At 60.8% G+C, this 19024-nt stretch carries 21 protein-coding genes; 6 read left to right on the forward strand and 15 right to left on the reverse strand.

The window, feature by feature from the left end; all coding sequences use genetic code 11:
• Positions 1 to 261: 261 nt before the first annotated feature.
• Together ABH944_RS06230 and bfr are read left to right on the forward strand one after the other, a co-directional pair.
• Positions 262 to 996 (forward strand): Crp/Fnr family transcriptional regulator, encoded by a 735-nt coding sequence (locus ABH944_RS06230; protein WP_062092191.1) that lies wholly within the window; start codon positions 262 to 264, stop codon positions 994 to 996.
• A gap of 248 nt (positions 997 to 1244) precedes the next feature.
• Positions 1245 to 1721: a bacterioferritin gene (gene bfr / locus ABH944_RS06235; RefSeq protein WP_404605067.1), complete on the forward strand. Its 477-nt coding sequence runs from the start codon at positions 1245 to 1247 to the stop codon at positions 1719 to 1721.
• Positions 1722 to 1801: 80 nt separating this feature from the next.
• Here bfr and ABH944_RS06240 read toward each other — a convergent pair whose 3' ends face one another.
• The 3 genes from ABH944_RS06240 to ABH944_RS06250 all read right to left on the reverse strand — a co-directional run bounded on the left by ABH944_RS06240 (position 1802) and on the right by ABH944_RS06250 (position 4878).
• Positions 1802 to 2749, reverse strand: a complete 948-nt coding sequence (locus ABH944_RS06240) for a D-isomer specific 2-hydroxyacid dehydrogenase family protein (RefSeq protein ID WP_404605065.1) — start codon at positions 2747 to 2749, stop codon at positions 1802 to 1804.
• 181 nt (positions 2750 to 2930) lie between these two features.
• Positions 2931 to 4571, reverse strand: coding sequence for a chaperonin GroEL (gene groL / locus ABH944_RS06245; RefSeq protein WP_404605064.1), 1641 nt, complete (start codon positions 4569 to 4571; stop codon positions 2931 to 2933).
• A gap of 13 nt (positions 4572 to 4584) precedes the next feature.
• Positions 4585 to 4878 carry a co-chaperone GroES gene (locus ABH944_RS06250; RefSeq protein WP_404605062.1) on the reverse strand — a complete coding sequence of 98 codons (294 nt, stop codon included), beginning with the start codon at positions 4876 to 4878 and terminating at the stop codon, positions 4585 to 4587.
• Between the two features lie 385 nt (positions 4879 to 5263).
• On the opposite strand from ABH944_RS06250, the gene ABH944_RS06255 reads away from it, so the two are divergent.
• The 3 genes from ABH944_RS06255 (at position 5264) to ABH944_RS06265 (ending at position 7925) form a co-directional block, all read left to right on the forward strand.
• Positions 5264 to 6076 (forward strand): ABC transporter permease, encoded by an 813-nt coding sequence (locus ABH944_RS06255; protein ID WP_404605060.1) that lies wholly within the window; start codon positions 5264 to 5266, stop codon positions 6074 to 6076.
• On the forward strand, positions 6063 to 6848 hold the full coding sequence (locus ABH944_RS06260; protein WP_404605058.1) for an ABC transporter ATP-binding protein: 786 nt from the start codon (positions 6063 to 6065) through the stop codon (positions 6846 to 6848). The genes ABH944_RS06255 and ABH944_RS06260 overlap by 14 nt, the downstream gene beginning before the upstream one ends.
• Positions 6849 to 6917: 69 nt before the next feature.
• Positions 6918 to 7925, forward strand: coding sequence for an ABC transporter substrate-binding protein (locus tag ABH944_RS06265; protein ID WP_404605056.1), 1008 nt, complete (start codon positions 6918 to 6920; stop codon positions 7923 to 7925).
• 145 nt (positions 7926 to 8070) lie between these two features.
• Here ABH944_RS06265 and eno read toward each other — a convergent pair whose 3' ends face one another.
• On the reverse strand, positions 8071 to 9375 hold the full coding sequence (gene eno, locus ABH944_RS06270) for a phosphopyruvate hydratase (protein WP_404605054.1): 1305 nt from the start codon (positions 9373 to 9375) through the stop codon (positions 8071 to 8073).
• 245 nt (positions 9376 to 9620) lie between these two features.
• Between eno and ABH944_RS06275 the strand changes: the two genes are divergently transcribed.
• Positions 9621 to 10490: a LysR substrate-binding domain-containing protein gene (locus ABH944_RS06275; protein WP_404605366.1), complete on the forward strand. Its 870-nt coding sequence runs from the start codon at positions 9621 to 9623 to the stop codon at positions 10488 to 10490.
• 128 nt (positions 10491 to 10618) lie between these two features.
• On the opposite strand, the gene ABH944_RS06280 is transcribed toward ABH944_RS06275, so the two are convergent.
• The 11 genes from ABH944_RS06280 to ABH944_RS06330 are packed head-to-tail and all read right to left on the reverse strand — an operon-like array spanning position 10619 to position 18960.
• Positions 10619 to 11317, reverse strand: a complete 699-nt coding sequence (locus ABH944_RS06280; protein ID WP_404605053.1) for a hypothetical protein — start codon at positions 11315 to 11317, stop codon at positions 10619 to 10621.
• 54 nt (positions 11318 to 11371) lie between these two features.
• Entirely contained in the window at positions 11372 to 12406 is a 1035-nt protein-coding gene (locus ABH944_RS06285) for an asparaginase (protein ID WP_404605052.1), read from the reverse strand.
• Positions 12403 to 12771 carry a non-heme iron oxygenase ferredoxin subunit gene (locus ABH944_RS06290; protein ID WP_404605050.1) on the reverse strand — a complete coding sequence of 123 codons (369 nt, stop codon included), beginning with the start codon at positions 12769 to 12771 and terminating at the stop codon, positions 12403 to 12405. Before ABH944_RS06290 ends, ABH944_RS06285 begins: the two co-directional genes overlap by 4 nt.
• Entirely contained in the window at positions 12768 to 13706 is a 939-nt protein-coding gene (locus tag ABH944_RS06295; RefSeq protein ID WP_404605048.1) for a dihydroorotate dehydrogenase, read from the reverse strand. Before ABH944_RS06295 ends, ABH944_RS06290 begins: the two co-directional genes overlap by 4 nt.
• Positions 13700 to 14638, reverse strand: a complete 939-nt coding sequence (locus ABH944_RS06300; RefSeq protein ID WP_404605047.1) for a dihydroorotate dehydrogenase electron transfer subunit — start codon at positions 14636 to 14638, stop codon at positions 13700 to 13702. Before ABH944_RS06300 ends, ABH944_RS06295 begins: the two co-directional genes overlap by 7 nt.
• A gap of 2 nt (positions 14639 to 14640) precedes the next feature.
• Positions 14641 to 15216: a nuclear transport factor 2 family protein gene (locus ABH944_RS06305; protein WP_404605045.1), complete on the reverse strand. Its 576-nt coding sequence runs from the start codon at positions 15214 to 15216 to the stop codon at positions 14641 to 14643.
• 2 nt (positions 15217 to 15218) lie between these two features.
• The gene (locus ABH944_RS06310; protein ID WP_404605044.1) at positions 15219 to 16463 is read right to left on the reverse strand and encodes an NAD(P)/FAD-dependent oxidoreductase; all 1245 of its coding nucleotides are present in this window, start codon (positions 16461 to 16463) and stop codon (positions 15219 to 15221) included.
• Entirely contained in the window at positions 16460 to 16792 is a 333-nt protein-coding gene (locus tag ABH944_RS06315) for a cupin domain-containing protein (protein ID WP_404605043.1), read from the reverse strand. The genes ABH944_RS06310 and ABH944_RS06315 overlap by 4 nt, the downstream gene beginning before the upstream one ends.
• The gene (locus ABH944_RS06320; RefSeq protein WP_404605042.1) at positions 16789 to 17205 is read right to left on the reverse strand and encodes a cupin domain-containing protein; all 417 of its coding nucleotides are present in this window, start codon (positions 17203 to 17205) and stop codon (positions 16789 to 16791) included. Before ABH944_RS06320 ends, ABH944_RS06315 begins: the two co-directional genes overlap by 4 nt.
• 31 nt (positions 17206 to 17236) lie before the next feature.
• Complete coding sequence (locus ABH944_RS06325) at positions 17237 to 17635, reverse strand: hypothetical protein (RefSeq protein ID WP_404605041.1); 399 nt, start codon at positions 17633 to 17635, stop codon at positions 17237 to 17239.
• An 11-nt stretch (positions 17636 to 17646) separates the two neighbouring features.
• Positions 17647 to 18960, reverse strand: coding sequence for an aromatic ring-hydroxylating oxygenase subunit alpha (locus tag ABH944_RS06330; protein WP_404605040.1), 1314 nt, complete (start codon positions 18958 to 18960; stop codon positions 17647 to 17649).
• Positions 18961 to 19024 lie beyond the last annotated feature (64 nt).

The raw sequence follows: 19024 nt of genomic DNA on the forward strand, positions 1-19024 counted from the left end.
CCCACCGTGCGCTGCTGCATATTCCAGGACGCTCCATGATGGCATTGGGTTTTACCCCTGCTGGCACGGTCCTCGCTATATGTGGGATGCAGCACTAGCCAATATCGAAATGCGAAATCAAAGCGAACGGTTTTGGCGGATCTGCTTACGGGGCTGGTCGCAACATGTCTTCGATGGATGCCGTCAGATGCATCACAAGACGTGGCGCGGACCAGAATAAAAAATACGGCGCACATAGCGCACGAATCAGAGAAGAAAAAAATGTTGACTCTTCAATCCGACCTGCACGGCAATCATCTCCTCGGTGCGCTTCCCGCACACGAATGGCAAGCGCTTACGCCCCACCTGGAACTCGTTCAGCTTCGCACGGACCAGTTGCTTTGCGATTCAGGACAACGCATTCATCACGTGTATTTCCCGACGACGGCCATCATCTCTCTTCTTCACACAATGGAAGACGGTGGCTCTGTTGAAATCGCGGCAATCGGCCGTGAAGGCATGACCGGCGTTCCTATCCTGACCGGCGGCGACACCATGCCGACGCGCGTTCAGGTTCAATGCCCGGGCTTTGCTTATCGCATGAGCGCAAGCGCCTTGAGAGAGCAGTTCGGCCGCTCGGATTTCCTGCGCCGCCTGATGCTCCTGTACATGCAAGCCCTGCTGACGCAAGTCGCGCAGACCGCTGCGTGCAACCGTCATCACTCGCTGAGCAAGCAACTGTGCCGCTGGTTGCTGATCGAGATTGACCGTACGCCGTCGAACCAGTTTCAGGTAACGCAGCAGATGATCGCCGACATGCTGGGCGTGCGCCGCGAAGGGGTGACGGAAGCGGCAGGAAAGCTCCATGACGCCGGCCTGATCCATCACAGCCGCGGTTGCATCAAGGTGCTCGACCGGGAAGGCCTGGAAGCCCGTGCGTGCGAATGCTACGGCATCGTCAAGCGCGAGTTCGACCGGTTGCTGCCGCGCCTGCGCCAGGCTGAGGCAGTGAGTTAAGGGCTGTCGTACCGCGTTGGAGTTCAAGTCGGGTGGGGCCGCTGGACGGCTTTGCTTTGACGAGAGGTCATCTGAACGATTGCAATTCTCATTCTTGGTGTCGACCGGGCCATGTACTATGCTGCGCTAACGGATCTCGCACCTGAGCTGCGTTGATGCTTGCACTAGAGAGCATCAGGCGAAGCGCGATGCTTGAGAGATGCCGTGCGCCGCATTCAAGGCGGGTCGTATCTGATGTGGGAGGCTATATGCAAGGCGATCCCAAGGTTCTCGAGTACTTGAACGCGCAATTGAAAAATGAGCTCAGCGCGATCAACCAGTATTTTCTGCACGCGAGAATGTATGGTCACTGGGGCCTGAAAAGTCTCGGCAAGCACGAGTACGACGAATCAATCGGCGAGATGAAGCATGCCGATCTGTTGATCGAGCGCATCTTCATGCTGGACGGCTTACCCAATTTGCAAGACTTGCACAAATTGCTCATTGGCGAGGAAACGAAGGAAATCCTTGAGTGCGATCTCAAGCTCGAAAAGATATCGCAGAGCACCTGCAAGGAAGGCATTGCCTACTGTGAAACGGTTAGCGATTTCATCTCACGCGAAATCCTCACTCATATCCTCGACGATACCGAGGAACATATCGACTGGCTCGAGATCAATCTGGCGTTGATCGATAAGGTGGGGATTCAGAACTATCTGCAATCGGGAATGGATTCGCCGGACTGAGTTCGTCGGGACGCAGGGTGACGAAGTGAACAAGTCATTTTCGATACATCCCCGCACTGAAGTTCGACCCGGTGTGGGATCTAGTAGCCCCGGTGGATATCGACGAGATCTTCCAGCGACGTGCCGTCAGTAAAGGCGCTGAAATTGCGGGCGAACTTGCGGGCCAGTTCGCCCGAATTGTGCGGGCCGATTGCCGAGGTGTGTGGCGACAGGCGGATGCGCGGATGCGTATAGAACGGATGCCCGGCCGGCAGCGGCTCCGGCTCGGTGACGTCGAGCGATGCCGAATCAATACGGCCATCCGCAAGCGCCTCCAGCAACGCTTCATTGTCGATTAGCGAACCGCGGGCGACATTGATCACGTGCAGTCCGGGCCTGGCATGAGCAAGCAATTCGCGATTGACGATATGGCGGGTTGCCGCGGTAGCCGGCGCCGCCAGTACGAGATGGTCCGCTTCCCGTACCAGTTCGCCGATATTTGCAACCAGCGTGACACCCGGCAGGTCCGGCGCGGTAGAACCCTGGCGCCGCACAGCAATGACCCGGGCGCCGAGCGCCAGCGCTTTCTGCGCAAGAGCCTGTCCGATCGAACCGAAACCGAATATGCCGACCGTGCTGCCTTGCACCGCCGCGAGGGGCGTCAACGCCCATTGCGGCGCGTCGTGAATCCAGATGTCCGGCAGGCGTTTCGCGTGGGCAAAGATTGCTGCCAGCGCAAATTCGGCAATCGCTGTTGACGAGGTGCCGCGCGCGGTGGTGACGGGCAGCCCTTCGAAGAACCAGCGCGGATAAAAGTCGATCCCCGATGAACCGAGTTGTACCCAGCGCAGCCCGAAGGGCCATCCGGCGGGGGCATGCTCCGGTGCCTGTGCGCCTCGTATGATGATCGGCGCGGCGATCAGGATCGACGTCCCGTCAGGTAGTTCTGCGGGCACCCCACGCGGTATGCCCACTACCCGGACATCAGGCAGCAGCGTACGCACTGCATCATTGAACGGTTCGGTGAGCTGGCTGGCAATTGTGACCATGGATTTTCAGAACGGGAAGTGACGGCACGCTCGTTCGAGGAGAGCGAGAAGATTAGTAAGGACTGCGTGAAGAGAAGATCGGGAAGTGGAAAACCTGACGAAGCGCTGTGTGGTGAATCCGGGGCGAACGTCGGAGCGTCTGAAACTGGACGCTCCGACGTGCCTGTCGTTGGGGAAAGCCTCAGAAATCGAAGCCCGGTCCGCCAGCGCCCGGGCCGCCCGCAGGCGCTGCAGGAGCCGCGCTCTTCGGCGCCTCAGTGATCGTTGCATCGGTCGTGAGCAACAGGCCGGCGATGGATGCCGCGTTTTGCAGAGCCGTGCGCGTGACCTTGGTCGGATCAAGCACGCCCGATTCGACGAGATCACCGTATTCACCAGTCTGCGCGTTGTAGCCGAAGTTGCCCGTGCCCTCGGCGACCCTCGCGACGACCACGCTGGCTTCCTCGCCCGCATTCGTGACGATTTGGCGCAACGGTTCCTCCAACGCGCGCAGCACGATTTTCACGCCGGCGTCCTGGTCCGCGTTGGCGCCCTTCAGGCCGCTGATTGCCTGCTTGACGCGGATCAGCGCGACACCGCCACCCGGCACGATACCTTCTTCGACTGCCGCACGCGTCGCGTGCAGTGCATCGTCAACGCGGTCCTTTTTCTCCTTGACCTCGATTTCGGTCGCACCACCTACCTTGATCACGGCCACGCCGCCGGCCAGCTTCGCTACGCGCTCCTGCAGCTTTTCGCGATCGTAGTCGGAACTCGCCTCTTCGATCTGCACGCGGATCTGCTTGACGCGCGCCTGGATATTCTTCGTGTCTCCGGCGCCGTCGATCACGATGGTGTTTTCCTTGCCCACTTCAATGCGCTTGGCCTGACCCAGTTCCGCCAACGTCGCTTTTTCCAGCGAGAGGCCCGTTTCTTCAGCGATCACCTGGCCGCCGGTCAGGATGGCGATGTCTTCGAGCAGTGCCTTGCGACGGTCGCCAAAGCCCGGCGCCTTGACTGCGACCGTCTTCAGAATTCCCCGGATATTATTGACCACGAGCGTTGCGAGCGCCTCGCCCTCGACATCCTCCGCGATGATCAGCAACGGGCGTCCTGCCTTCGCGACCAGTTCCAGGACCGGCAGCAGGTCGCGGATATTCGACACCTTCTTGTCGTGCAACAGAACAAACGGATTGTCGAGAACGGCGACCTGTTTGTCCTGATCGTTGATGAAATAGGGCGACAGGTAGCCGCGATCGAACTGCAGTCCTTCAACCACATCAAGTTCATCGTCGAGCGACTTGCCGTCTTCGACCGTGATCACGCCTTCCTTGCCTACGCGATCGATCGCTTCTGCGATTCGCTGGCCGATCGACTCTTCGCCATTCGCCGAGATGGTCGCGACCTGGGCAATTTCCTTGCTGGTCGTGGTGGGCTTGCTGATCTTTTTCAGTTCTTCGACAGCGGCGATCACGGCCTTGTCGATGCCGCGCTTGAGGTCCAGTGGATTGAGACCCGCCGCAACGTATTTCTGACCTTCGCGAACGATGGCCTGTGCCAGCACGGTGGCGGTGGTGGTGCCGTCGCCAGCGGCGTCGCTGGTGCGCGACGCGACTTCCTTGACCAGTTGCGCGCCGATATTTTGCAGCTTGTCGGTCAACTCGATTTCCTTCGCGACCGACACGCCGTCTTTCGTCACGACGGGCGAGCCGAAGCTGCGCTCCAGCACGACATTACGGCCTTTGGGCCCAAGCGTTACCTTTACGGCATTAGCGAGGATGTTGACGCCTTCGACCAGTTTCGACCGTGCGCTGTCGCTAAAGACAATTTCTTTGGCTGCCATTTTTGAAGCTCCGTTATTGTTGGGTGACCACGGCGACAATGTCTTCTTCGCGCAGCACGAGCAGTTCGTTGCCGTCGACCTTGACCTGCTGGCCCGAGTATTTGCCGAAGAGCACGCGTTCGCCGACCTTCAGGTCGGGCTCGATACGCCTGCCGTCGCTATCGCGCTTGCCGGGGCCGACAGCAACGACTTCACCCTGGTCGGGTTTTTCGGCGGCGCTTTCGGGAATCACAATGCCCGATGCGGTTTTGGTTTCCTGGTCGAGGCGCTTGATGATCACGCGGTCGTGGAGCGGGCGTAGGCTCATGGATGGATTTCCGTTATGGTGAATGAGTAGCACTCTTCACAAGCGGGTGCTAACGGGAACCGAGTATAGGAATCTGTCGTGGCCCGATCCAATAACGAATACATGAAACCTTATCGGGGTTAGGCATTTGGCCGGGGCGCGGCCCTGTATTCCTGAAAAATAACGGCCAACCCATTCTTGCAAGCGCGTTTGCCTGATTGCGAATAAGCATCCAGTTAACGCTTGGTTAGCGAATCGTTTCGCCACGTTTAACATCGAAATCCTTTGTCGACCTCGATGATCGAACGATGACCTCTCGCTACCCAGCAGCCTCGCCTTCGCTTGATTCGCTCCCGCACCCATCGAATGTCACCCGGCCGGCCCGAACGCCTCGGACGATGCACTCGTGGAGCTTCCTCCGCGCAGTGCCGTGACACGCGATACCCGTCGGCTCGAATTATTCCGGGCAAGGGGCCTGCGCATCGGTGTGCCGTTTCTGATCCTGCTGGCCTGGCAATTGTTGTCGATCACTGGCGCTATAGCGCCGGAAACGCTGCCTCCGCCTTCGGTGATTCTGTCCGCACTCAAGGAGTTGGTAGCCGATGGGGAGTTGCAATCCGCCATTGTGGTTTCGTTGTCGCGTGCATTCACAGGGCTGCTGATTGGCGGCGGCGTCGGTCTCATTGCCGGCCTGTTCGCGGGTTTGTGGAAGGTGGGGGAGGAGATTGTCGATGCCCCGCTTCAGATGCTGCGAACCATCCCGTTCATTGCACTGATCCCGCTGTTCATCACGTGGTTCGGCATTGGCGAGGGCGCCAAGGTCGCCGTCATCATAGCCGCAAGCATCTTCCCGATGTACCTCAACACCTACGCCGGCGTGCGCGGCGTCGACGCCAAGCTGCTCGAAGCCGCGTCAGTGTTTGGCCTGTCGAGATTTCGCCTGGCGTGGCGCATCATCTTGCCGACAGCCTTGCCAGCCATTCTCGTTGGTTTGCGCTATTCGTCGGGCATTGCATTGCTCGCACTGGTCGTGGCGGAGCAGATCAACGCACAAAGCGGCATTGGCTACATCCTGGTCAATGCGAACCAGAACCAGCGTGCGGACATCATCATCGCAGGCATTCTGGTCTATGCCGCTTTGGGCATTGTCACGGACCTGATCATGCGCGCCATCGAACATATCGCCCTTCCGTGGAGGCCTCATTTTGCAATCTCGTGATTCAGATGCCTTCCGTTCGCATGCCCGCGATGACCGTGCCGTGGTGCTCGATGGTGTGAGTCGCTCGTTCGCAGGCCGAACTGTCCTGCGCGACGTCTCGCTGTCTGTTCGACGAGGTGAGTTCGTGTCCTTGCTGGGTGCATCGGGGGCGGGAAAGACCACCTTGTTGCGCATCCTGGCGGACCTGAATCGTGCCGATACGGGTCGCGTGCTCGTGCCGAAGGCGCGATCCGTCGTGTTCCAGGAACCGCGTCTCGTGCCTGCCAAGCGAGTCTGGCAGAACGTGGTGATTGGTCACGACAGCATTGCAAACTCAAAGCAAGCCGCTTATTCCGCGCTGGAAGAGGTGGGGCTGGGCAGTCATGCGGAAGCGTGGCCGAAGACCTTGTCAGGCGGCGAGGCGCAACGCGTTGCGCTGGCTCGCGCGCTGGTCCTCGAGCCGAAGTTGTTGTTGCTTGACGAACCCTTTGCAGCCCTCGATGCTCTAACGCGCATTCGCATGTACGAACTGGTCGAACGCTTGTGGCGTGTGCATAATCCCGCCGTCGTCCTGGTCACGCACGACATTGACGAGGCGATTCTTCTGTCTGATCGGGTGGTCATTCTGACCAATGGCGAGATCAGCCTGGATGTGCGCATTGATGCCCAACACCCTCGCTCGCGAACCGACGCAGCATCCGTCGCGCTGCGAACACGTCTGCTCGAAGAACTCGGTGTGGCGAACGGGCTGGCGGTTGGCAGGAACGCGGCTAACGAGGTCAGCACGGCCTGAGCAGGGGCTGCGTTGAGCGCAGCCTGACGCTACACGTTGCATCCAACTCATACTTCAATCCAAGGCATCATGCGCATCCATTCTTTTCTTATGGCGTCGGCCGCGTTCCTGGCGCTAGCCGGCGTGGCATCGACATCCGTTGCGGCAGAGGACGAACCCCTGACACTGGTAGTGGGAACGCAGGACGCGGCGTGGCCGATAATCGTGGAGCAGTCGCATGTTCTCGACAACACGCCATACAAGCTGAAATGGGCCGTGCTGACCGGGCCGGCCGCGCAGTTATCCGCGCTCTATTCGAAGGCAATTGATGTGGGCCTGATGGGGGACACCTCGCTCATTATCGAGCAAGGAAACGCGCGGACCGCGTGGACTGCCGGAAACGAACCGCTGCGAATCGTCGCGGGCTGGCGCAGTCCGGACAGCCAATATCCACCCATCGTAACTGTCGTGCGCACTAGCGCGAACATCAAGACGCCGGCTGATTTGAAAGGCAAGACCTGGGGCTACAATTTTGGCGGATTCAACTATCTGCAGTATGTCCTGTCCTACCTGAAAGCGGATCTCAAGCCGAGCGATATCAAAGCGGTGAGATTCGGCGACGGCAACGTATCGGCATCGGCGTTCAATGCCGGCCAGGTCGATGTTTACTCAGGTGGCTACGGCCCGGTTAAAGAGGCAATAGACAAAGGTCAGGCGCGCGTCCTGATACAAAGCGACGAACTTGAAATTCCCGCGCTGTCCGTGTTTGCGGCGCGTACCGATGTTCTCAACGATCCCGCCAGGAGGAAAGCTCTGGCTGATTTCCTCGCCCGGATTCAGAAATCGTGGGTGTGGTGGGCGAATAACGTCCCCGCAGTGCAGGCGATCTATGCACAGAAGATGAACCAGACGCCGGCACGGGCGCAGTTCTCGGCGCAAAACGGTAAATCGGTGTTCTATCCGCTCGATGATGCGTTGGTAACGCGTGAACAACGAATTGCGGACACGCTGTATAAGTCTGGCGATATCAAGAACAAGATCAACGTCAATGTTGAGTTTGACCGGAGCTTCAATGCGCAGACTGTGCCTGCGCATTGAACGTATTGCGTGACCTTGGCATCCGACATGGCGTGAGGCGAACTGTTTAGAGCGAGCCGAAGCGCCCGCCTGAAACAACACAGATGGGCGCTGCCTAGATGATTTGGAATACTAATTATTAACTTGAGGCCACGGCTCCCTTGCATCAGGCGACATGCTTGGCGTGCGATGAGCGAGCTGCGAACGGCGCCGCGCCGGCAAATGTTGCCTGCGAACCCAACTCACGCTCGATACGGATCAACTGGTTATATTTTGCGGTCCGGTCCGAGCGCGAAAGCGACCCGGTCTTGATCTGTCCACAGTTCGTTGCAACGGCGATATCAGCAATGCTGACGTCTTCGGTTTCACCCGAGCGATGCGAGATCACAACGCTGTAAGAGGCGCGCTGGGCTGCCCTGATGGTCGCGAGCGTTTCGCTTAGCGTACCGATCTGGTTCATCTTGACGAGTATCGAGTTCGCAATGGATGCGTTGATGCCATCCAGAAGCAGCTGTTCGCTAGTGCAGAAGATATCGTCGCCAACGAGTTGGCATTGTCCGCCGAGTCGGGATGTCAGCAATTTCCAACCGGCGTAGTCGTTCTCGGCGGTACCGTCTTCGATAGAAACGATGGGATACGCGGCCGCCAGCCGGGCCAGATAGTCGACTTGTTCCTCGATGCTGCGCTCAATGCCCTCGCCGCGATACACATAGCGTCCGTTGCTGAAGAACTCGCTGGAAGCTGGGTCGATCGCCAGCGCGATATCGACGCCGGGCCTATAACCTGCCTGCTCGATTGCATTGACGATCAGATCAAGCGCTTCCTCAGCGGTGCGCAAGGTGGGTGCGAAGCCGCCTTCATCGCCAACATTAGTGTTGAAGCCTGCGCGCTTGAGTGCTGCACGAAGCGTATGGAAGACCTCGGACCCCATGCGCACGCTGTCGGCAAACGATGTCGCGCCGGTCGGCAAAATCATGAACTCCTGGAAATCGAGCGGATTGTCGGCATGTGCGCCGCCATTGATGATGTTGATCATGGGAACGGGGAGTACCGACGCCTGTAGCCCGCCCAGATAACGAAACAGCGAGGTCCCGTTGAAAGCGGCTGCTGCGTTTGCTGCGGCCACCGAGCACCCCAGAATCGCGTTCGCACCGAGACGCTGCTTGTTTTCGGTGCCATCGAGCTCGATCATGGCGCAATCGATATCCCGCTGGGACATTGCGTCCATGCCAAGCAACGCATCACGCAGTTCGGTATTGACTGCATTGACCGCCCCTCTGACGCCTTTACCCAGATACTGGTCAGGGTCGTTGTCCCGCTTCTCGACGGCCTCGCGCGCTCCGGTTGACGCGCCGGACGGCACCGTGGTCCGGCCTTTCGCGCCACCGTGCAACGTGATCTCTACTTCAACCGTGGGGTTGCCCCGGCTGTCCACGACTTCGTAACCCGCCACCTCCGTGATCCGGCTCATGTTTCGATTTCCTTTTGGATAAAAAAACTGTCAAATGATTTCGGGCCAATTGCTGCGCGTCGATCAAATACATCGGCATTCACTGCGGCGTTGAACAAAAATTTCAATCAGTTGAAATTTTTAAGTCCATTACGCTAAGCGACCGAAAATTGCTTTCACTAAATGCGACGATACGCACTGGTGTAGCATTCGAAAATCGACTTTTATTGCGAACTCGGTCAGTTTTTTTAACGAAGGAACCTTGGGTGCGTACACTGCCTCCGCTATCTTTGCTGCGCGCGTTCGAAGCAACGGCCAGAAACGGTTCCGTAACCAAGGCGGCCGAAGAACTGTGCCGAACCCACGGCGCGGTCAGCCGTCAGTTGAAGCTGCTTCAGGAGCACGTCGGTTCAGCTCTCTTTGACAAGGACGGCACGGGTTTGAGGCTGAATCAGCACGGGCAGGACCTCCATGCGCTGGTCAGCTCCGTGTTCGAGCAACTGGAGCACGGCTATGCCAGGTTGCGGGCTCAGGTGCAGGGCTCAGGCCTGCACGTGGCATGCAGTGCGACGTTTGCCATGCGATGGCTGGTGCCGAACCTTGCGGATTTCTATCGCGTGCGTCCGGACGTCCGTATCCGCCTGTCCATGACTTCAGCTAAAGAGATACGGACCGAAGGCGCCGATCTTGTCATTGCGTGGGATCTCACTTCGTATTCGGAGGCGGACCGTTCCCGTGCGATTTTGCTGGCACCTGTCGCGTTCGGGCCGGTATGCGCACCCGGATACAGGAACTTGGCAACAACGGGGACACGAATCGTGCACGATTTCACATCGAGTGCATGGACGCACTGGGAGAAGCAGGCGGGCGCCAGAATTGGAACTGGAGGACAGCTTAAGTTTCCCCATACACATCTTTGCATCGAGGCAGCGCTGTCTGGTCTGGGGGTCGCCCTTGTCGAGAAACGGCTTGTAAGACGGGAGCTGGACGAAGGGCTTCTGGTGGCGCCTTGGGGATTTGTTCAGCTCCCCTTTGGATTGATGGCTTTGCCTGCCGCGGGTCGTACATTGCCCAGGGAACTCAATGAATTCACGTCCTGGCTGCGAACCCGGCTTGAATATAAAGACGCAAACTAAGGCGGCTATTCGCACGGCTGTTCCACCGTGAAAGCGGTCCTTCAGAATAATTTTTCGTGTACGGCCGGGCGAATCAAAGCGGGCGAAGCAAATCAGCAGAATTTGCACCACAACCATCGAGACCCGGCTTACTTCACGATTGTCCGCGCCGACATTGGGTGATGGATGTTGCTGCCTTCAAATGGCGGGAAGCGCTCGAAATCCGCACGCATCTGATGGCGCACCGGCGAATTCATCGCGGCGGTTATGGCTTCGGCGCTGTCGAACATGAGCTTGTTGCGCTGCATGTAGTGAACCCGTGGCCACGGCATGGCGTCGATCCAGTCCACGCGGGTGAAGATCTCTATTTCGCGCACGCCGTCGAAGAACTTCATGATTTGCGGATGATGCGTAAGGTAGTAGGCGAGCCATTCGTCGAGATTTTCCGCGCGGCCTGGATAGTGGACCAGGAACTGGCAGGGCAGAGCGCCATCGGGTACGCGCGGCGTGGGATCAAGCACCGGAAACGGCCGCCGCGCCATCACTTGCTGTTCGACCGCGCACGACGCGAGGCTCGGAAAATCGTGGCGTGCAATGCTTTGCAAGTGACCATCGGTGGCAATGGATGCTTCGAGCGCCGCGAGGGTATCGAAGTCGAGTTGCAGCGCGAAGATGGGCGAGGGACCGTCGTTCGTGTAGTAGTCGTCGGCGTGCTGCGGCGTGTACAGGCGCGCGCGGCGAAGGTCCGGCGTGGCGTCGATATGCGTGGTCATGGTCTCCAGATCGCTTGCGCTGATGCGCGCGTCCTGGTCGGGATGAGTGAAGGTGACGAGATAGGAGAATTGCATGATCATCAGGTCAATAGCTGAGAGAGAGTAGCGCCGCGCTCATCGCACGTCGCATCAAAGGGCGAGCAGGCGCGTCTGAAGGCGCTGCACGTCGATACCGCCACTCGCGTCGTGCCCGGCAATCTCGAGCATCAGCGCAATGCGCAACTTCGGCGGCGCGAGATCGCCGCCGGCCAGGAGGCCGTCGGCTGCGAGGAAGCGCTGCACGGGCACAGTGCCACGCGGCGCGCGCGTCGCCTGCACAACCACTACACCGGCCTGCGCCGCGCGCACGAGCGCGCTCGCTTCCTTTGACGCCGGCCGGCCCGGTGCAAGACCCGCCGAGACAATGCCGCGCGCGCCGGCGGCCACGAACGCATCGATGGCGGCGCCGTCCGCACCCGCATAGGACATCGCAATATCGACGCGTGGCAGTGTTGTCACGTCCGCCGGCAGATTACAGCGCGGCGCGGGTCCGGCCATGCGGCGGCGCCAGACCACGCTCGCGTCCGCATCCACACGGCCGAGCGGGCCGAACGGCGGCGCTTCGAACGCACCTAGCTCGAAGCTCGCGGCCTTCGTCACGTCGCGTGCCGCGAAGAAGAGCCCGCCGAGCGTCACCAGCACGCCCGCGCCGCGCGACGCGGGCGACGCCGCGATCGCGAGCGCCGCGCGCAGGTTGGCGCTGGCGTCGCTGCCATCGGTGTTGGCCGGACGCTGCGCGCCTGTCACAACCACGGGCTGATCGAGCGCGAGCGTCAGGTCCAGGAACCATGCCGTTTCTTCAAGCGTCGCCGTGCCATGCGTGACCACGAAACCCGTCAGCGAAGGATCGGCCGCCGCCGTGCGCCGGATCAGCGCCGAGAGCTCGAGCCAGTCGGCCGGTCCAATCGACACGCTCCCGAGACTGCGAAACGCAATGGGCACGAGGTCAATATCGGGCGCGAGTTCGCCGAGCGTGGCAAGCAGATCGTCAATAGGATGAATCACGCCGCTGTCGGCATATTCGATCCAGTCGAAGCGATGCCGTCCGTGCATGGCGAACGTGCCGCCCGTACCGATCACCGCGATCCGCGCGCGTTTCGCGGTCGGGTTGGGCGTGTGCGTCATGCTTGCAGCCTCACAAAAAGCCGGTTGTCCACAATCTTTGTGTCGTGATGGCGCGTGTCGCGCGTGATGGGCGCGCCCAGCGCACGGCCTGTGCGGACATCCACGAGGCCTGCGTGCAGCGGGCATTCCACTTCGCCGTTTTCCATGTCACCGTCGCTCAGGAGCGCCGCGCCGTGCGTGCAGATGTCGTCGAGTGCGTGCACTTCTCCATCGACCTGAAAGAGCCCGATCTTCTCTCCCGAGAGTTCCACGCCGCAACAATCGCGCTCAGCGAAGAGTTCGGCGACCGCGCCGATCTCGTACCAGCCCTCCACGAGAGGAAAGTTCGTCATGGCCGATTCATTCTTGATCACGATGGTGTTCATAGCACCGACGCCTTTTGAAGATTGATGGGTTCGTGCATGCGTAGCGCGCCGATAATGTCGGTAATACGCGAGATGCCATGCCGCTCGCAATATTTCACGAGGTCTTCGATCAGGCGCGGCATGGTGGTCGGGGAGACGAAGTTCGCGGTGCCGACCTGCACGGCGCTGCATCCGGCCAGCAGGAATTCGAGCGCATCTGACGCGCTGCCGATTCCGCCGCAACCAATCACCGGAATGGATACGGCCTGCACGCATTGATACGCAATCCGAAGCATGATGGGTCGTGTCGCCGCTCCGGTCAGTCCGCCCATGACGTTCGCCACACGCGGCCGGAAAGTTTCGACGTCGATTGCCATGGCGAGGATGGCGTTGCTCACGACCAGCGCATCCGCGCCGGCTTCTTGCGCTGCGAGCGCCACCTCGACCACATTGCCCGCGTTGGGCGTCATTTTCGGCCAGACGGGGAGGCTGGTCGCGGACTTCATCGCTTTCACGACCTGATACGTGGCTTCCGGGTCCATGCCGAACGCGCGCCCGTCCTTCTTGAGGTTCGGGCACGAGACGTTCGCCTCGATCGCTTTCACGCCCGGCACCGAGATCTTCGCGGCGAGTTCGCCGAACTCCTCGATGCTATTCGCTGAGATGCTCGCGATCAGCGGCGGTGAATATCGTCGATAAAAGGGCACCGTCTCGTTGATGTAATAGTCGCTGCCCTTGCTGGGAATGCCGATGGAGAAGAGCGTCGCGTCGCGGAACTCGGCCACTCGGGGTGGCGGCACGCCTTCGCGGATATCGTGCGTGATCGTCTTCGTCACGATCGCGCCGAGGCAGTTGAGGTCGAAGACCTGCGCCGTGCCTTCGGCGAACGTGCCGGACGCGGGCATGACCGGATTCGCAAGCGCAAGCGAACCGACGTTGACACGGAGGTCTACCATGATGTCGTTTCCTGAAGATCGAAGACGGGACCGTCCCAGCACACGCGCCGGTAAGTCAGTTCATCCGAGCCGCTGTGTTTTCTGAACGGACGCACGCACGCGTAGCAGGCGCCGATTGCGCAGCCCATGTGCTGCTCGAGCGCGATTTCGCCGGGAATGCCGAACTCCGCCGTGAGTCGCTGCAGCGTCGAGAGCAGGCGGTTCGACCCGCACGTGGTGGCGAACGTGATTGCCTGAGCGGCGTGAACGCGACGGATCATGCGTTCGATCTGGACGACGTCGCTGGTCTGTTCGTCGTCGGTAACAACCAGAACATCCGCGCCCGATTCGCGCAGATAATCGGCGGACATCACAAGCGACGCGCTGCGCGCGCTCAGGATCGCGGTCACGCGCGCGCCGCTGCGGATGGCTTCCTGCGCAAGCGGCGCCATGGTCGCGAGACCCACGCCGCGCGCAAGCAGCAGCACGTGTGCTTGTTCGCCCGGCGCGACGGCCGGCAACCTGAACCCCTGTCCGAGCGGGCCGAGTGCGTCGAGCGTGTCGCGCGGAGCTAGGCGAGCGAGACCGCGCGTGCCCACGCCCTGTACCTTGTAAAGGAACTCGATACGTTCATCGTCCGGTTCCACGCGATAGATGCTCATGGGACGGCGCAGGTAGGCGGCTTCATCGGCGCCGGGCGGGCACGCGATATGGAAAAACTGGCCGGCAACCGCTGTCAGCGCGGTGGCGGGTGCGCTCAGCACCAGGTGCTTGTATTCCGGGTTGATCCAGTCGTTCGAGCGCACCGTGCAGATGTTCTCGGCAATCGGCAAGGTCTCGTCGCGGCACGCGTGATGTGCTTGCTGTGCCCGATGTGCTTTTTGTCTGTCGCAGCGGCCCGGCGCAAACGCGATGACCTTGCTCGCCGTGGGCGCCGTGGGGGAATCGTTCATATTCATTCCGTGAGGGTTGTACCGCGCGTTCGCATGGCTGCGAGCGCGCCAAAATCATTCGCGATGGGCAGGGGAAACGCACTCGGCTCCATCATCTTCAGTTGCACGAAACGCATTTCACTCGCGAGCCAGTGGCCCGCGGTATCGACAGCATATTTTTCTTCCGTGATCGCGCCGAGGAGCACGGCGTGAGCGTCGTCATCGCGCAATGCCAGTTGCCAGAGCCGCCAGGTTGCGTGTGCGGTTCCCGTGCGAACGTCGACATCGATCAATTCGCTCGTGTAGTAATGCATGGCGAAGCGCCAGGGCGAACGACAGAACCAGTCGCGCAGCGCTTCGCGTCCCGCCAGGTCGTTGCCGAAGCCCGAGCCGCCGATCCAGACCGCGTCGTGCGTGAAGCACTCGGCCTGTTGCCGCGCGACGTCGTGCATGACGGTGTCGGGCTGACGGGTGTAGTCGCTGGTGTACTTGGCGTCGGCAAGCGCGGCGTAGCGGGCCTTCAGGCGGCGAATGGCGTCGATAGCCTCCAGCCGCGCGACCCGCTCCTCAAGTGAAAGCAAAGCCGGTATGGTCATCATGATCAGAGGAACGTCTTCAGTGCATGCCGGGTATCGGCCATACGCAGTTTGTCCACCGCGTGGCGGCCAGTCACGAGCGCTTCAATATGACGCCGGTCGCGGCTCTGGTTGATCGTGACGCCTGCGTGCACGCAGCCGTTGCGCAGTCCCACGAGCGTCGCGCTGGCCGCTTCCAGGCTGCCGCGCACGATCCATTCGTGCGCGCCGTCGGGCGTGCCCGTCACCTGAATGGCATGGCCATGCTGATCGGTCCACATCCAAGGCGTTTCGCGATACGGCTCAGTGCGTCCAAGCAACATTTCCGCGACGGCACGCGCCTGGTTCTCTGCGTTGCGCCATGTTTCCTGGCGCAATGCGACGCCGGATTCAGCGTCGCGCAAGCAGGCGACATCGCCGGCCGCATAAAGCCACGGGGCGAGCGGGCTGCGGCAATGGGCATCGACGTGCACGCCTTGCGTATCCGCCAGACCGGTGCCGAGCAGGAAAGCGGGATGGCAGTCGGCGCCGGTCGCCATCAGGACGCAATCGGCATCGGTCAGCAGAGGTTCATCACCGGTCCTGGCTACGATCTGCAGCCGCTCGCCCGTCTTCACGATCTTCTCCACGCGCACATTCTTCTTAACCGCAACCCCCTGTTCCGCATGCTGCGCTTCGAGCCAAGCAGACACGAGCGGCGGCAGGCAGCGGTTCATGATCGCGCTGCCCGCTTCGAGTACGGTCACGTGCATGCCGAGCTTCGTTGCGCTCGACGCGACTTCCATGCCGATCACGCCACCGCCGATGATGGCGAGTTCGCGGCACGCCGGAAACGCGGCCTTGAGTGCGATGCAGTCATCCAGTGTGCGCAACACTTGTACGCCCGGAAGGTCGCAGCCGGGTACCGGCAAGCGCCGCGCCGCCGCGCCCGTTGCCACGACGAGCTGATCGAAGCCGATATGGCGTCCGTCATGAAGGCGCACGCGGCGTGCATCGACGTCTAGCGATTCAACCGTTGCACACACGCGCTCGATGCCGATGCCCGCGAGCGCGTCGTCCATCCAGAATGCGTTGGGCGCGAGCACGAGGTTTTCGCTGGCTGTCGTGCCAAGCAGCATTTCCTTCGATAACGCCGGCCGCTCGTAAGGCGCATGCGCTTCGGCGCCGATCAGCGTCACGCGGCCGCTATGGCCGAGCGCGCGCAGGTGCTGCGCCACGCGCCCGCCTGCGTGGCCCGCGCCGACAATCGCCACGTGCGAATGCGTGTTCATGCCTGCACCGGCACGTTGTTGTGCGGGCCGGGGTACGCGCGAACCGTGACGCGATACAACTCGCAGCGCTCGGTGAGGCACGTGAAGCGACGCGCTTCGCCGGCGGGAATCACGATGGCTTCGCCTGCGCAGAGGACGTAGTGCTCGCCTGCGGCAACAACGTCGATGCGACCCGAGAGAATCGCGCCGACTTCCTCGCCGAGCGTACCCGCTTCGATATCGATGGTTTCGTCCTGACCGAGCGTCTGGATGCCGGCTGAGAGTGCTGCGCCGTCTACGCAATCGCCGCTTGAGACGTGCCGGCAGGACATCGTGTTGAGGGTGGTCATCGTGAGCCTTCCCGATCCGCGAGCGGATAGTAGGGCGTTTCGTCACCGCTGCCGTACTCGGCGCGAGGCGGCGTGACCACGTTCAGGCGCATGCTTATGCCGGCCGGTTCGAAGCGGTTCACGCCATAGTGGCTGAGGCCGGCGGGAATGATTACCGCGCTGCCCGCATTCATGACACGCTCGACATCGGCCTCGCCGGGCCGAACTTCGAAGATCGAGCAACTGCCGCTCACTTGCAGCGACGCTTCCTCGCCGTGGTCGTGTGCTTTCGCCGGCAGTTCGCGACCCGCCTCTTCGACGAACTTGATCACCGCAACGCTGATCGATTCGCCGATGTAGGTCTTCATATAAAGGCCGTTGGCGACGACCTGCTTGAGACCGTCGTCAATACCAAAGATGCGGCACCTGGGCATGATTTTGTTCCTGTATGAAGGCTGCGCTACATCAGAGAGCGGGGTGCATCGTGAACGTTTCATCGGCCACGAAGCGCCGCGGGTCGTATCCGTCGATGACTGCCGGCTGCTTGTAGAACTCGACTGCGGGCGCGATCTCCGCGAACGAGAGCAGCAGGTACATCAGCGGCTTCGCGGCATCGGGCAACGCGTTGAGCGCAAACTGATCGAGCCACTGCACTACGGCGTCCACGCGCGGCAGCATGGCGTCCTTGAACACGAGAATCGCGTCCATGCCCACGGTATGGCGTTGCGTGTTGCGCTCGGTTTCCGTCACCAGCGCCCAGCGTTCGACGAACGGCTGGAGTTCTGCAAACTCCTCGGGCAAAGTTGCGGACGTCGTGTCTGAAATTGGCTTGCGCCCGGCCATTACGATGATTTTTTCTTCCATGTCCATGCTCCTCAGGCGGCGGCCGCCACGGGTTGTACCTTCGCTTCGGCTTCCGCTTCGGCCAGCAGGCGCTCGATCACGTGATAGCTGTGGCGCACCAGCAATTCGTTATCCTGAAGAATCATGAACTTCTTCACACCCGTTTCGGCGGCGCGCTGCGTACGCTCGAGCGTGCTCAGGTCCTCGAGCAGCACATCGCGCAGCGCGACCTTCATGTATTCCAGGAAGAAGCGGCCACCGGGTGTCGTCATCTCCGGGTAATAGACCCGCGCCTCGAGCAGCGTCTTGTTGTGCGCAATCGGGCGGAAGTTGTACGCCTGGCAATAGTTCGGACGCAGCGAGAGATAGAAGTCCGGGAAAACAACGTTGATGTCGAAGAGCCAGTTCGGGCTCTTGGTCCAGTTCACGCCCTTGGGCAACGCGTCGAGCGGGAACGCATGACGCGCACTGCCAATGCCCGCGCGCAATGCCGCCGCTGCAATGGGCCGCTTCGCGCTCGCATCCGACAAGGCTTCGCTTGCCGCCGCGCCGCCCGAGGTGACCGCCTTCGGGTTGCCATAGACGGACTTCTGGTTGCCCGCGAGAGAGAGCCGCCGATGAAACTCGCCGCACAGCGCGTCGAGCGGCGGCATGCTGCCGCCCTCGCTCTTGTCGATCGCGTCGGCAATCGAATTGCCGTGCACGTAGGCCACGTGATACGCCTCCTGGAACGCGTCGAGCGCGAGCTTCCAGTTGCAATCGACGACCGTTTCCCACGCGAAGCCAACCGTCATCTTGTCGAACGGATAACCTTCTACGTCGCCGTACATCGGCTTCATGAATTCGTCCAGCGAGAGCGCGGGCTTTGGATCCATGTTGACGAAGATGAAGCCCTGCCACACGTCGCACGCTACGCGCGTGAGCGCATAGTCCGCGTGCGAAAGGCCGAAGAAGCATTTTTCGTCGGGCACGCCGGTGAGATTGCCGTCCAGGTCGTACGCCCAGCCATGGAACTTGCAGAAGAACTTGCGCGTGTGGCCGGTCTTCTCGTAGGCAATCTGATTGAGCCGATGCGAACAGACGTTGTGCATCGCGGAAATCCGGCCCTGCTTGTTCCGCACAACGATGACTTCGGTATCGCACGCAGCCAGTGTCTTGACGAAATAGTCGCCGGCTTCCGGAATTTCCTCCACGCGGCCGACCTGCAGCCACGTCTTCTTGAAGATGTGCGCCTTTTCGCGCGCAAAGTAGTCGGCCGAAATGTACGGCTCGACGGGTATCAGTCCAGTGCCCAGCTCGGCGTAGCGGCCGGTGAGCGTGCCCTCGGGCGCGGGAGTGTTGATCATGCGGTCGTCCTCGAAAGGGAAGCAGATATGCGTCAATAACGAATGGCATTCTGTTTTCAAAAAA

This window comes from Caballeronia udeis, from assembly GCF_044909315.1.
In the GTDB taxonomy this organism is placed as follows: domain Bacteria; phylum Pseudomonadota; class Gammaproteobacteria; order Burkholderiales; family Burkholderiaceae; genus Caballeronia; species Caballeronia udeis_A.